Below are 13,037 nucleotides of genomic sequence, written 5' to 3'. Positions count from 1 at the left end.
AGTTCCTTTCTCGCGTTTAGCGGCGGATGGGAGCCTTGCTGTCATCCTGAAGACTTCTGAACCCGATGCCTTCAAGGACACGGCGTGAGTTGTTCCAGCGCAGCACGATCATCTCGGCGTTGACCGAGTCGATGATGTACACGCCTTCGGAACTGCCGGTGTCCAGATCGCCCGCGACCATGGTGTACTCGCCGCGGCCTCGATTGGCGTTCTGGGCCGTGGCCTGCGGAACGAGCGTGACGGCTCCGAGAATGGCCAGTAGTGCAAGGTTGAGCACGACAAGCCCACGATTGTTCTGCGATTTCATGTGAGACTCCTTGTCGGTGTGAGGTGTGTGTCAATCCTGGTGGCCACGCTTGCTCGGTAGCAGCGTCGCGATCACGACAACACCCCCGACGAGGATGGCCGTCAAGATGGTCATGATCGGTGTGGCCTTGGGTTGTCCGACGGGCTTGGGGATGCGCAGTTGCTGAGGCTGCGCAGGCTGGCCAATTTGCGCCGGTGCGTGCGAAGCGGCGACAGCACCAAACGTCAGGGCGATCGCGATCAAGGTACCGACGGGTCGTTTCATGCTGTTCCTTTCCTGATCCTGCAGGCCCGCGCGAGGCGGGCGGGTCGAAATCCGCGAATGAGAGTCTACACGGACAGCGGCTCGAACGCCGGAACCTCCGGGCCCGCGTCAGACCCAGCCCCGACGAGGGACGGGCCGAAGGGCTGGCTGCACCGTTCAAAGTCACTCGCCGACAGGTGGACAGTACGCCACCGCGGACTTCTGGTTCGCATGTGCTCAACGTAGGCGTTCAGATAGATCGCACGGAGCATGAACCACTTCCCCGCGTGCTCAAAAACCTCCTGAAACAACCCGTCGGGCGGCTGGAGCTCGCACTGGTAGACAAACACCAACGCCGCTTCAAACCCGAACCCGAAAAACTGTTGCCAAAGCTTCAATGATTCGACATCATCAAGCGTGACCCACGATTCGAGCCGGGCCGAGGTGCCCGCGCGTGAGGGTGTTGCACCAAGCCTGCGGCCCTTGATCTCTACAAGCAGGTTCGTCGTCGAGCCATACACGACAAAATCGAACGATTTGAGCGTTTGCGTGCCGTTGTCGCCGGCAACGCGAAACGGAGTCCCATCAGGCAAAATCGCCTTCTTGGCCTCATTGACAGCAACGTACGGAATCTTGCGGGCGCGAAGGTACGCCTCGAAAGCTCGCTCGTACTGGTGCCTGCGTTGTGCCACGACATCATCCTAACAACTTCCACGCATCATGGCGCGGGGGCATGGTGGATAATAGCGTCGAGCAGGGTTTTTTCCGCTCTCTGATAGGTCTGAAAGGCATCGTGGATCCGCTGCTGAAGCGACGCAATGGCTTCGGGAGAAAGCACGGGCGTGCCGCCGGTTTCGGTTTGCCTCAAAATGCTGTCAAGCGAGGCACTGGCAGCCCGCAGGTCGCTGACCGCGCCTGCATAAGCCCGCGCACTCGAATACAGCAGTTCTCGCTCCAGTTCCTTCTTGTTCGGCTGACGCAGCAGGCGCCAGGGCTGAGCCTTGATCTCGTCGAGGAACAGCCGAGCGTCGAGGCTGGCCAGTCGCACGTTGGTCATCGTGGCCTGAATATGCGGCCTCTGCTCGTTGACAAGCAGATTGAGCGAGTCACCCAGTTGACCAAAGTCGTCTACAGCTGCGCGTCCGCGTGCGATGGTCTGGTCGATCTCCTCGCGCGTGACCTCGTTGAAGTGGCGCGTTGCATCTTCAATATTGGCCAGAATCGTGTCGATGTTGCTGCGGGAATCGTCAAGAATCTCCTGCGAAGTGCGGATCACGCCACGCGCATCCTCGATGCCACCGCGGGCCTCCCCCACACCTTCAAGCGCCGAATCGACGATCTCGCGCGCCACCTCGCTGATCTCGACGCCCTTGTCGAGCATCGCGGTGACCTTGGGCGACCAGAGCGAGCGGTAGTCATGTTCGGCCATTTCGATGGTTCGCCTCGCGGACGCAAGCATCGCCGACACATCCGAAACGTTCGATTCGGCATTCGGTGCTATCGCGCCGGTGATCTGGGCAATGTCGGATGCAGCAGCATTGACTTCGCGCAGGATCGACTTCATCTCTTCGACTTGTTCAGGGCCGAAACCCGCCTGCGCGAGCAGGCTCGGGGCGAGTTTGCCACCCATGCGCGCGCCGGTCGCGAGCAGCGCGCTCCCGTCGTGCGGGCCGCCAGGATCGATGATGTTGATCGCTGCAAGCCCGCCAAGGATCGGGCGTTCGATCCACGCCTGCGCATTGTCATACAGCGGGACATCAGTGCGAACCTTGACCTCGACGCTGATCGACCGGGCGATCTGGCGACCATCGGGTGTCTGTCCTTCTCGAAGCCAGTCAACGCGCTCGACCCGCCCGACCGACTTGCCCCCAAGCAACACCGGCGAACCCTTCTCAAGCCCCGTCGCGCCGTCGCGCAACGAGAAGTCGATCACATACACCCGGAACGACCCGATGCGATCAAAGATGTCCGATGTCCAGAAACTCAGCACGACAGCAAAGATCAGCCCGAGGACAAGAAAGAGTCCGGCTAAAAAGTTGTTGCGCTGGGCAGTACGGGCGCTCATCGGTTTGTCCTCATGTTCTGCATAAGTCTGTTCCTGTCAGGAGATGCCCCGCGTGGGTTCGACACTGGGGACGGGCGACAACCGCGGAGTGCTCGCACCAAACAAATCGGCTTCATAGCCCAGATCATTGCGACGATCGGTGATCGGGCCCTCGGCATCGCCCCGCAGGAACTGGCGAATGAGTCGGTGATTTTCGTCAAGCTGGGCGGCCTCATCCTTCGACATATCGCGGAGCCGAGCGAACCAGTCGCGACTCTCGATCTTGATCATGCGCCCCTTGTCGAGCATGGCCATGCGGTCGGCAATCGTGAACGCCGAGTCCATTTCGTGCGTCACTACGACGCTCGTGACCCCGAGTTGGCGGCTGAGCGAAACGATCAGTTGGTCGATCTGCGCGCTCGTGACGGGATCAAGCCCGGCCGAAGGCTCGTCGTAAAAGAGAATCTCCGGGTCCAGCGCCATCGCGCGCGCCAGCCCCGCACGCTTCTTCATCCCGCCCGAGAGCTGGGCCGGAAACTTCTCCGCATGTTCGCGCAGCCCCACAAGCTCGAGTTTGATCTTCACCGTGATGTCGATGATCTCCGGATCCAGGTCCGTATGCTCGCGCAGCGGCAGCGCGACGTTCTCAGCGATGGTCATCGAGTTGAACAACGCGCCAGACTGAAAAAGAATACCGAAACGCTTGCGCACTTCGTTGAATTCCTCTTCGTTCATCGTGCCGACGTTCTTCCCGAGGATCTCGATCGTGCCCTCATCAGGAAGGAATGTTCCAATGAGCAGCCGCAGCGTCGTGCTCTTGCCCGAGCCCGAGCCCCCCATGACAACCATCGTCTCGCCCCGGCGTACGTCGAGATTGATGCCGTCAAGCACGGTCTGGTCGCCGAAACGCTTGACGATGTTGCGCAGACGAATCGCGGGTTGTTCCTCTGTTGCAGGCATGCTCAAGCGAGTATCAAGATCAAACGAACCTCCAGAGCCGGCATTCCGCTCAACCCTCGTCATCCATCTCAGGTTCGTCCGGTTGCGCTGGATCGACAGGCGCCGGAACTGCAGGCACGGCTGGCGGCACCGCCGACACCGAGGCAAAGTCCGACAACAAAATCTCAGTCCCGTCAGGAAGCACGACGAACAGATCCACAAAGAGCGGCGGCCCACCGCTGGTCTGTGCCGGATTGAACTGGAAGATCAGCAGCGCAACACCCTGATCAAAGTGCGCCGGCGTGGGGATCATGTCATTGCGACCCTGGAACACACCCACGTTTGGCCCAATCTCAGGCCCTACAAAGTTGGTCATCAATTCGAACCACCCGCTCGGCATGCGACTGAACGACCCAAGCTCCGCCTGATAGGCATCGCGGAATGCAATGAACTGTTCATCTGTCGTCGTTGCGCTCGCGCCTGACAGTGCCAAACGCACGCTGTCGAAGTCGCCAGCCTCAAGATTGAGATAGATCGGCTCGGTGATGCCCATGTACGCCTTGAACCCCTTCTCCGCGGCGACGAACGCGCTGACCAGTATGGCGGTGTTGATCACACCAATGATGATGCCCGCCACAGCAAATCCTTTGCCCGTGACCCGTCCTCTCGATGAACTGATCCCCACCAGCGAAAACACGCCGAGAATCGCTCCGAGAAACCCGATCGGCAGACAGCACCCGATCAGACTCAGCACCATCGAAATGATCGCCATCAGACTCGTGCGCGGCGGCTCGGACAGGTGATCGTGTCCGTACGGATCCGAGACATAAGGAATTTGTGTCATGCGAAGAGGGTACACCAATCCCCGCTCGCGTGCCACGATCCACCCTATGTCAGACGCTCGACAGCCTCAACGATGATCTCGACTGCCCGATCCAGTTCCTCGGGCGTCGTTTCACGCGACAGACTCATACGGATCGACCCATGGGCCACCTCCGGCCTCACCCCCATCGCCAGCAGCACCGGCGACGGATCCAGCGAGCCCGACGAGCACGCCGCCCCGGCCGAAGCACACACCCCGCGCTCGCTCAGGAGCATCAACAAGGCCTCGGCTTCCAGTCGCGAGAACCCGATATTGGTGGTATTCCACAGTCGTGGCGCGCGCCCGGGCGGGGCGTTGATCGCGGCCGACGGGCACCGTGACTCGATTTTAGTTTCAAAGCGGTCGCGCATGCCCGCGAGCCGGTCACGCTCCCCGGGCCGAGCCAGCCACTGTCCCGCTTCGATCGCAGCCGCACCCATGCCCAGAATGCCGGGCACGTTTTCAGTGCCCCCGCGCCGACCCAATTCGTGCGATCCGGGCATCGTCGGCCGCACGCCCAGCCCTTTGCGCACCCACAACGCCCCGACCCCCTTGGGCCCATGAAACTTGTGGGCAGAAAAGGTCATCAGATCGACACCGACGGATGGCGAAGCATTCAAATCCAGCGGCATCCGCCCGACCCATTGCGTCGCATCGCAATGAAATGGAACCCCAGCGCTCTGGCAGAGGGTGGCTATCTCCCCAACGGGTTGAATCACACCCGTTTCGTTGTTCGCCCACTGCACGCTCACGAGCGTGGCCGATGCGATCAACGGTGCCGCCGCGTCGAGGTCGATCAGGCCGCCCGGCTTGAGAGGCAACCAGTGGACTTGCACCCCGCCGTACTTCTCGAGTTGGGCTGCCAGATCGCGAATGGCGGCATGTTCAATCGCGGTCGTGGCCAGCACCGGCGTCTTGGATGTCGCCAACACCCCACGCAAGGCAAGGTGGATCGATTCTGTCCCGCCCGAGGTGAACGTCAACTCTTTCGGCTCGGCCCCGATCAGGGCAGCAACCTCGGCCCGCGCCAGCTCGACCGCAGCCCGCACACGCTGACCCTCGCGGTGCACGCTCGATGGGTTGGCCCAGAGTTCGGAGCAGGCGCGCTGCACAGCGGCGCACACAGACTCACTCGGGCGCGTGGTGGCATTGTTATCGAGATAGATCAACGGCCGGTGCACCTACTTCTCCGGCGGGCGTCCGACCAGCACACGCGACAGAACCTCCTGCACGTGTGTCCCGCTGGCGTCAATGCCGTGGTTGCGGATCTTCATGGCCGAAAGCACGCCGTAGCCCATCCCGATGTTGATCATCAGCCAGGCTAGCACTTCCGCCGTGTACTTATTCGTGACGCGATGAGCTTCCTGCGCGCGCACAATCTCCTTCTCAAGGAATGTGTGCACACTGGCGATATGGCGCGCGATCGCAGCCTGAATCATGTCGTCATCCACCTCGCTGATGGCCTGTAGAAACACCCGATACGCCTCGCGCCCACCCTCAGCCACCATCGGATTGTCGCCAATCAGACGACGCAGACGCTCGCCAGGATCGTCTGCACCCTCCAGATCCTGCTCCCAGCGCGTCAGCGTGCGTTTGCCCGTACGCTCGATCAGGGCAACGAACAGGTCCCGCTTGGATTTGAAGTGGCGGTAGATGATCGGCTCGGTCACGCCCGCAGACTTGGCCAACTGAGCGGTTGTCGCGCGCGCATAACCTTGGGCTGCAAAGAGTTCTGCAGCGCAGTCGAGCAGTTGTTCGCGCCGCTTGGCGGCTGGAAGTCGGCTCATGAGGATGGCCCTTCGACGGTGCGCGTATCATGAAGAGAAGGATGCGCCATGCCATCATCGGCAAGCCTGACTGTAGGGGACGAACGCCCCTTGGTACGCTCTGGTCGATCGATCGGCACCGGGTCGTACCCACCCCTCGAAAAGGGATGGCACCTCAACACGCGCTTGAAAGTCAGGGTCGTGCCGATCCAAGCGCCGTGACGCCGGTAAGCGTCCAAGGCGTAGAGCGAGCATGTCGGGTGAAATCGACATTGCCTGCCAACGAACGGCGACAGCGTCGCACGATACGCAAAAATCACCGCCACAAAAGGCCAAATCAAGACACGACGCACACCAATGACCGGTTTTGGGGGTGCTGTTGCCGCGTCAGGTTTGCCCTGAGTCGGATGTTCGTCGCTGGCGTCGGCAGTGTTCCCGGTGCAGTGCATGAACAGCCTCAAGGAGCAGGACGCGATAGGCCTGCATGGTGAGCAGATCGTGGGGCTGGGCTCCGACTACAAGATCGTACCCCCCGCCGTCCGGGGGGATGGGAAACTCGGCTTGCGACAGACGAAAGGCCTCTCGTAAGCGGCGCTTGACCGCGTTCCGCGCGACAGCAGGTCCGACCCGTCGGCCGATCGAGAGCCCCAGACGGTGCTCGCGGTGTTCGGTCGCACACGCCCAGACGATGAGCGGTCCCCGGGGTTTTTTGAGCCGTGTGTCATAGACCGCCCGAAACTCGCGCGCGTGGCTGAGCCGATGCCGAGGTCTGAATGGGGCAAAAAGTGCCATCCTGTGATCGTACAGCCCGACATCCTCAGGCGTCATCGGCCTGACTGCCCGACCGTGGCAAGGCCCCGAAAAGCAGGCAAATCGCAGCTGCAGCAATAATCCACAGTCGCGAATCGCGAGCGGTCACAAGACGCTGAAGCATCGACACCCTTGATGTGGGGGTGACAACTTCGATGGGCGGCGGCTCGAGCTCATGAAAAATCGACGCATGCCGGAGTGCGGGCATCGAAGCGGATGTCAGTGGGGTTTGTCCTGACGGGACCAAACCGAGTTGAGAGGCTGCAAGGCTTTGTGTCAGGTTCGGATCACCCTGTTTGAGGGAATCGCGGTAGGCGTGGTACCGTTCAAGGCGATCGAGGCGATGTTGCTCGAGTTGAAGGGCTGTATCGCGGCGCCAGCGGGCGTCGGCGAGGTCTTTCTGGGCGGGGATAAGAGCTGAGGCCGAGAGCAATCCCAGACCTGCGAGCAGGTACAGCCATCCCGGATCGAACGGGCCGAAGAGGGAACGGAGAGGTGTGTGTTCCTGAGAGGTCACGCTGTGAATCTCATCGGCCAGAGTCTGGCGAGTGCACGACTAGGGGTAGACGCCAAGGCGACATGGGGGGTTCGAGGCCGGTAGACTTGGGACTTGATGCGTCGTGAAGTTGTCATCAGTGGTATCGGAACGATCTGCGCCCTCGGGCTGGGTAAGGATGAGTTCTGGAACGGGCTTGTCGAGGGTATCTGCGCGCTGCGGGAGTTGCAACGGGTGGATGCGGATTCGATGCCGTGCCGGCTGGGTGGCGAGAGCGCGCCGTTTGAAGTGCGTGACTTTCTACCCAAGCATTATCGCAAGGCCACCAAGGTCATGGCGCGCGACACGGCGCTGGCGGTGACCGCGGCGTCGCTGGCAGTGGCGGATGCCGGACTGGTGACGCGGGCTGAGGGTGCGGAAAATCCGACTCTTGCATCACCCAGATTGGGGTGCCAGATCGGTGCGGGATTGATCGCGGCCGAGGCTGATGAACTTGGGCAGGCGTTCAGCAAGTCTCTTGACGATTCGGGCGAGTTCAGTCTGCGGGCCTGGGGTACAGCTGAGGCTCTCGATGGGTCGGGTGCCGGCGATGGGGGCATGAACCATCTTCCGCCGCTTTGGTTACTCAAGTACCTTCCGAACATGCTGGCGTGCCATGTCACGATTCTGCATGGGGCTGAAGGTCCGAGCAACACAATCACCTGCGCCGAGGCCAGCGGCCTGCTGAGCATCGGAGAGTCGATGCGGGTGATACAGCGCGGCGACGCTGACGCGTGCTTCAGTGGCGGCGCAGAATCGAAACTGAACTACATGGCGATGACGCGCATGGACCTGGCTGGACGGATTGCCCACACCTCCGAGACGGATGGCACGCGCGTGGTTCGGCCATATTCGCCCGAATCGGTCGGTGGTGTCCTTGGCGAGGCAGGCGCGGTTCTGATCGTCGAAGAGCGCGAACATGCCCGGGCGCGTGGTGCGCAGGCGTATGCACGCATCAGCGGGTTCGGGGCGGCCCAGACGCGTTCGGCGCTGCTCCCGACCGGTGTGTGGGAGCCCGAAGAGACGAACGTGGATCGGGGTCTGGTCGACGCGATCGAGTCGGCCCTGCGCGATGCGGGGCTCTCGACCAGCGATATCGATGCGATCGTGCCTCTTGGACTCGGAGTGCGCGATCTGGACACACGCGAAGCGGGGGCGCTGCGCGAAGTGTTCGGGCCTCGGCTCGGGTCGATACCGCTCCTGACCATCACGCCGAATCTGGGAAACTGCTCAGCCGGTCAGGGCGGTTTGATGGCAGCGGCAGCGGCTCTGGCGATCAGACATCAGGCGCTGTCTGCACGGATCCAGAGCGGGGCAGTTGCGGATGGACTGGATGCCGGCCGTGCACCTGCTCGATCGGCACAACTTGGGCATGTTCTCGTGTGCGCCCCGGCGCTTGGGGGACAGAACGCGGCGTTGATCCTTTCGTCCTTATGATACACGACAGACACTTTCTTCATGTTCAGGAGACTTCACTGTGCCACACTACTCGGATTCGCGCGACGATCGGCGCCACGACAACCGCAGACACGACAACAGAGGACGTCACGATCCCCGGCGGGGTGGGGGACGTCGCCATGATGAAGGCTCACACGGTACACCACTTTCGGAGCTGGATCCGAACCTCACGGAGTTGAGTCGGCGCGTGATCGGGTGCGCGATCGAAGTGCACAAGGCTCTTGGGCCTGGGTTCGCGCGAGATCTGTATGCCAATGCGCTGAACCACGCGCTCAAGACCGAAGGCATCGAGTTCAGCGTCGATCATGGGTTTGATGTGCGTTTCGGGGATCATGTCGTCGGGCAGGCGCGGGCCGACGTGTACGTCGGCAAGAGATTTCTCGTCAAGATCATGGCCGACCAGCGCGATGTGCGCGCACACGAGCGCACGGAACTGCGGGCGCAGTTGCGGGCAGCGGACGTGGAACTTGGGCTGATTATCAACTTTGGCGAGCGGAGGCTCAAGGACGGACTCGTGCGGGTGCTGAATCCCGACAAGCTTGCAGCGATGCGGGCTGAGCAGGAAGGCGATGAGGAGTACGAGGACGACGATGAGTACGAGGACGACGATGAGTATGAGGATGATGACGAAGAGAGCGAATGATCGGGCAGCACGATGAGCGCTCGGCGCGTTGTCATCACGGGCATGGGGTGGGTGACGCCTCTGGGGTTTGATGTGGATGCGGTGTGGTCGCGCCTGCTTGCTGCTCAGAGCGCGGTGGGTCCGGTGCAGCGGTACGACGCGCGCACATTTGCGACGAGTTTTGCAGCCGAGGTGCGCGGGTTTTCGCTGGCCGAGGTGATGGGGGAGCGCTCTGGCCCGTTTGTCGGATCGGGGCTGGGGATTCAGTTTGCGCTTGGCGCAGCGAGCCGGGCGATTGCACAGGCGGGGCTGGGCACGATGGACAACATCGATGCGCGGCGATTCGGGTTGTACCTCGGGTGTGGCGAGGGCAGCCTCGACTTTGACAATTTTGTGGCGGCGCACCTGGCAGGGTGGACGGGCGAGCGCATTGACGGCCAGCGATGGATGGCCAGCGCACGTCAGCGATTGACTGCTCGGCGCGAGATCGAGCAGGAGCCTCACGTTGCCTTGTCGTATCTGGCGCACGCATTTGGGTGTCGTGGGCCGGCGTTCAACTGCATGACGGCGTGCGCAGCCAGCACGCAGGCGGTTGGGGAAGCATTCGAAACGATCCGTCGCGGCGATGCGGAAGTGATGCTCGCGGGCGGCTCGCATTCGATGATTCACCCGCTGGGCATGACCGGGTTCATCAGGCTGACAGCGATGAGCACGCGGCGTGAGGAGCCGATGACTGCATCACGCCCGTTCGATCAGACTCGTGAAGGTTTTGTCATGGGCGAAGGCGCGGGCATGATCGTACTCGAGGAATTGGAACACGCGCTGGCGCGCGGGGCCAAGCCACTGGCCGAAGTCGCGGGGTTTGGTTCGTCGGCCGACGCGTTTCGCATTACGGACATTCAGCCGCAGGGGCAGGGGGCGCAGGTGGCGATGAACCGCGCGCTGGCGCAGGCGGGCATCGACCCGAAGCAGCGTGACGCACGCGGGCGAGCCCCTGTGCAGTACATCAGCGCCCACGGCACGGGAACGCCGGAGAACGACGGGATCGAGACGACTGCGGTCAAGGGCGTTTTTGGTACGCTAGCGCCTGAGGTTCCGTTCAGTTCGGTCAAGAGCATGCTCGGGCATTTGATACAGGCGGCGGGGGCGGTCGAGTTGATGACGTGTGTCAAGGCGATCGAAACAGGGCGCGTCCCGCCGACGATCAACTTGCACACAGCAGACCCCGAGTGTGATCTTGATCACGTTGCCAACGTTGCGCGCGACATGAACCCGGTGGGCGGCGTTGATGTGTGTCTTTCAAACTCCTTCGGGTTTGGCGGACAGAACGACACCATCTGCGTGCGTCGATTCACGGCTTGAGCGCGACATCTCGAGTGAGCGCCTTCGACTGCAAGAAAAAACCCGCTCGCAGTTGCGAGCGGGTTTGTGGTACGACAGAAGCGAAGCAGGCGAGCGGGAATCGTTCAGGGGCAGCCGTCGCTGAACGCCTGGAGGAAGATCTGCACATCGAAGAAGTTGTAGAGCCCGTCGTTGTTCAGGTCGGCTGAGGGATGATTGGCGGAGAATGCACCGAGGAAGGCCTGAACGTCGAAGAAGTTGACATCGCCGTCGCCGTTGAAATCGCCGAGGCAGGGCTGGGCGATTTCGAGCGATGCAAAGTCCATCTCGACGGGGGCACTCTTGCCGGTCACGAGCCATTGTTCGTACGCGACCTCGCCAGCATTGTTGGTCTTGTTTTCGGATCGCAGGAAGTCGATGTATTCCTTGGATGCTGTCTGATAGAAGAGCCGGGCTTCGACGCGTGCAGCACCTTGGGGGATCGTGAAGTCGGTGTCATCCCAATGCTGCCCGTCGGCGTAGGAGTATGCGACCGGGGCGGCCTGAATGGCCTCGAAGCCGGCGTTCGTGAACCCGCGCGGCGGGATGCGGTTGTCCTTGACATACATGTTGTTCAGGACGAAGTGGAAACTCTCGCCGGGTTCCTTGTCGAACAGCGGGGCGACTTCGGGGCTGATCCCGAGTTTGGCTTCATAGACCTTGGTGTTTCCGGTTGTGAGGATGGCGGTGTCGTAGTCATACGAGCCGTGTTCGACGAGCAGATTGTCCTTGCTGTCGAAGAACTTGACGTTGAGCCACATGCGCCGACCTTCGGGGTAGCCCGTCGGGAGTTTGTGGCCCGATTCGTTAGTGATGCGGACGCGCACCGTCGAACCGCCATCAAAGAGCTCCATATCTGAGGCATTGCGAAGCATGTCGACCGCCCGGGCGATGGAGTCGTTGACTGACTCTTGCGTCAGGCCGGTTTCGAAGTCAGGGTAAAGGTTGCGGACAGCCTGGAGCACCCAGGTGTTGCCGCCGTTGAAGAAGTGCTGGCGCAGATCGTTGCGTTCGGGGAAGTCCTCGAAGGTGCAACCCCGGCCTGTGGTCGTGGGCATGTGGCAATCCTGGCAGGTGCTCACATTGGGGTTGTTGCCGCCAAAGCGTCCGCCCATGTCGATAGGGCCCGAGGCGAATGAACTCATGAGCCATTCGCTATAGGTTCGTTCCAGCGGGAACTGGTCGTACTTTTCAAAACTCGCAGCCGGGGCGTTCCACTGGCCGGGGAGGTACTTGCCGTCGGGCTGGCGTTCATAGACGGGGTTCGAGACATCGTGGCATGTGGCGCACATTGACGCGCTTTGGTGGAACGGCGACTGAAGCCAGGGGTGAAAGAAGAACTTGGGCCCGAGGTCGCGCGGGCCGCGGCGGACATCCCACGGGTCCATGACGTACTGGCCCGAGTGTGCGCTTGCCGGGGGAAGCGGTGAAAGAGCGCCGAGAATCTCGACGTCCTCGATGGGGCTGACACCGGGCTTGTAGTCGGGATCGACCATGCGGTGGCAGAAGTTGCAGGAGACGCCTTCGAAGTCGGCACCGATGAGTGACGAGCCGTCGGTCGGGATGCTTCGACCATCGAGCCAGCCTGCGGGTGCGTGGCAGCGAATACACATGTCGCCCGAGCCTGGGGCATCCTGCTCAGCGATTGCGAGGCAGGCATGGAACAACGGATCGCGGGCGGCTTGGCCCATCATGCTGGCAGCCCAGGGTCGGTATGGCTCGTGAGTCTCGTTGTAGTTGCCGTGGCAGAACGAGCACGCCTGAGCGGTCAGGATGGGGTCGAGCATGGTCGAGGGCTGGGTGCCGGGGCCGAAGAAGTCTTCAATGGTGGTCGGCGCGGGCATCCCGATGCCAATGGCCGCGATTCCTGCGCCAAGCACTAAGACCCACAGCCCTTCTCGCTTCAACGATTTTCTTGAGATCACGAACTTCTCCCCGATCAAAAAACCAATCGCTCTACAGCTCCGATATCGACCATCTACGATATCCGATTCTGCACAATGGCACAAGACTTTTTTGGTTTGTCATCATGTGAAGTGTTTGCCTTGGAACGAGGATTGCGCGAGTCCGA

15 protein-coding genes are annotated in these 13,037 nt (G+C 61.6%); 3 read left to right on the top strand and 12 right to left on the bottom strand.

Features of this window, described 5'->3' with window-relative positions; genetic code table 11:
* Positions 1 to 16: 16 nt before the first annotated feature.
* The 11 genes from KF757_06060 to KF757_06010 form a co-directional block, all read right to left on the bottom strand.
* Positions 17 to 307, bottom strand: a complete 291-nt coding sequence (locus KF757_06060) for a hypothetical protein (protein MBX3322537.1) — start codon at positions 305 to 307, stop codon at positions 17 to 19.
* A gap of 30 nt (positions 308 to 337) precedes the next feature.
* A complete protein-coding gene (locus KF757_06055) occupies positions 338 to 571 on the bottom strand; it encodes a hypothetical protein (protein ID MBX3322536.1) in 234 nt (77 codons plus the stop codon).
* A 65-nt stretch (positions 572 to 636) separates the two neighbouring features.
* Complete coding sequence (locus tag KF757_06050) at positions 637 to 1,242, bottom strand: HYExAFE family protein (GenBank protein MBX3322535.1); 606 nt, start codon at positions 1,240 to 1,242, stop codon at positions 637 to 639.
* 26 nt (positions 1,243 to 1,268) lie between these two features.
* Positions 1,269 to 2,615, bottom strand: a complete 1,347-nt coding sequence (locus tag KF757_06045; GenBank protein ID MBX3322534.1) for a hypothetical protein — start codon at positions 2,613 to 2,615, stop codon at positions 1,269 to 1,271.
* Between the two features lie 36 nt (positions 2,616 to 2,651).
* Positions 2,652 to 3,554 carry an ATP-binding cassette domain-containing protein gene (locus KF757_06040; GenBank protein ID MBX3322533.1) on the bottom strand — a complete coding sequence of 301 codons (903 nt, stop codon included), beginning with the start codon at positions 3,552 to 3,554 and terminating at the stop codon, positions 2,652 to 2,654.
* Between the two features lie 49 nt (positions 3,555 to 3,603).
* Complete coding sequence (locus tag KF757_06035; GenBank protein MBX3322532.1) at positions 3,604 to 4,377, bottom strand: DUF4190 domain-containing protein; 774 nt, start codon at positions 4,375 to 4,377, stop codon at positions 3,604 to 3,606.
* Between the two features lie 44 nt (positions 4,378 to 4,421).
* Positions 4,422 to 5,576, bottom strand: a complete 1,155-nt coding sequence (locus KF757_06030; protein ID MBX3322531.1) for a cysteine desulfurase — start codon at positions 5,574 to 5,576, stop codon at positions 4,422 to 4,424.
* Positions 5,577 to 6,182 (bottom strand): TetR/AcrR family transcriptional regulator, encoded by a 606-nt coding sequence (locus KF757_06025; protein MBX3322530.1) that lies wholly within the window; start codon positions 6,180 to 6,182, stop codon positions 5,577 to 5,579.
* Positions 6,179 to 6,610 (bottom strand): membrane protein insertion efficiency factor YidD, encoded by a 432-nt coding sequence (gene yidD, locus KF757_06020; GenBank protein MBX3322529.1) that lies wholly within the window; start codon positions 6,608 to 6,610, stop codon positions 6,179 to 6,181. The genes KF757_06025 and yidD overlap by 4 nt, the downstream gene beginning before the upstream one ends.
* Positions 6,549 to 6,953 (bottom strand): ribonuclease P protein component, encoded by a 405-nt coding sequence (gene rnpA / locus KF757_06015; protein ID MBX3322528.1) that lies wholly within the window; start codon positions 6,951 to 6,953, stop codon positions 6,549 to 6,551. Before rnpA ends, yidD begins: the two co-directional genes overlap by 62 nt.
* Before the next feature lie 25 nt (positions 6,954 to 6,978).
* A complete protein-coding gene (locus tag KF757_06010; protein MBX3322527.1) occupies positions 6,979 to 7,488 on the bottom strand; it encodes a hypothetical protein in 510 nt (169 codons plus the stop codon).
* Between the two features lie 96 nt (positions 7,489 to 7,584).
* On the opposite strand from KF757_06010, the gene KF757_06005 reads away from it, so the two are divergent.
* From KF757_06005 to KF757_05995, 3 genes are all read left to right on the top strand, one after another.
* Positions 7,585 to 8,943: a hypothetical protein gene (locus KF757_06005; protein ID MBX3322526.1), complete on the top strand. Its 1,359-nt coding sequence runs from the start codon at positions 7,585 to 7,587 to the stop codon at positions 8,941 to 8,943.
* A 208-nt stretch (positions 8,944 to 9,151) separates the two neighbouring features.
* Positions 9,152 to 9,607 carry a GxxExxY protein gene (locus tag KF757_06000; protein MBX3322525.1) on the top strand — a complete coding sequence of 152 codons (456 nt, stop codon included), beginning with the start codon at positions 9,152 to 9,154 and terminating at the stop codon, positions 9,605 to 9,607.
* 12 nt (positions 9,608 to 9,619) lie between these two features.
* Positions 9,620 to 10,948 carry a beta-ketoacyl-[acyl-carrier-protein] synthase family protein gene (locus KF757_05995; protein ID MBX3322524.1) on the top strand — a complete coding sequence of 443 codons (1,329 nt, stop codon included), beginning with the start codon at positions 9,620 to 9,622 and terminating at the stop codon, positions 10,946 to 10,948.
* Positions 10,949 to 11,052: 104 nt separating this feature from the next.
* Here the strand turns inward: KF757_05995 and KF757_05990 are convergent, their stop codons facing one another.
* Positions 11,053 to 12,891 carry a hypothetical protein gene (locus KF757_05990; GenBank protein ID MBX3322523.1) on the bottom strand — a complete coding sequence of 613 codons (1,839 nt, stop codon included), beginning with the start codon at positions 12,889 to 12,891 and terminating at the stop codon, positions 11,053 to 11,055.
* Positions 12,892 to 13,037 lie beyond the last annotated feature (146 nt).

The sequence above is a fragment of the Phycisphaeraceae bacterium genome, assembly GCA_019636795.1.
Lineage (GTDB): Bacteria > Planctomycetota > Phycisphaerae > Phycisphaerales > UBA1924 > JAHBWW01.
Note: the sequence above shows the minus strand (reverse complement) of the source record. Positions and strands in the feature narration are given on the sequence as shown.

Coding starts and splice junctions, on each gene's coding strand:
- KF757_06060 (MBX3322537.1), bottom strand. CDS start 307: ATGAAATCGCAGAACAATCGTGGGCTTGTCGTGCTCAACCTTGCACTA.
- KF757_06055 (MBX3322536.1), bottom strand. CDS start 571: ATGAAACGACCCGTCGGTACCTTGATCGCGATCGCCCTGACGTTTGGT.
- KF757_06045 (MBX3322534.1), bottom strand. CDS start 2,615: ATGAGCGCCCGTACTGCCCAGCGCAACAACTTTTTAGCCGGACTCTTT.
- KF757_06040 (MBX3322533.1), bottom strand. CDS start 3,554: ATGCCTGCAACAGAGGAACAACCCGCGATTCGTCTGCGCAACATCGTC.
- KF757_06035 (MBX3322532.1), bottom strand. CDS start 4,377: ATGACACAAATTCCTTATGTCTCGGATCCGTACGGACACGATCACCTG.
- KF757_06025 (MBX3322530.1), bottom strand. CDS start 6,182: ATGAGCCGACTTCCAGCCGCCAAGCGGCGCGAACAACTGCTCGACTGC.
- yidD (MBX3322529.1), bottom strand. CDS start 6,610: ATGCACTGCACCGGGAACACTGCCGACGCCAGCGACGAACATCCGACT.
- rnpA (MBX3322528.1), bottom strand. CDS start 6,953: ATGGCACTTTTTGCCCCATTCAGACCTCGGCATCGGCTCAGCCACGCG.
- KF757_06005 (MBX3322526.1), top strand. CDS start 7,585: ATGCGTCGTGAAGTTGTCATCAGTGGTATCGGAACGATCTGCGCCCTC.
- KF757_05995 (MBX3322524.1), top strand. CDS start 9,620: ATGAGCGCTCGGCGCGTTGTCATCACGGGCATGGGGTGGGTGACGCCT.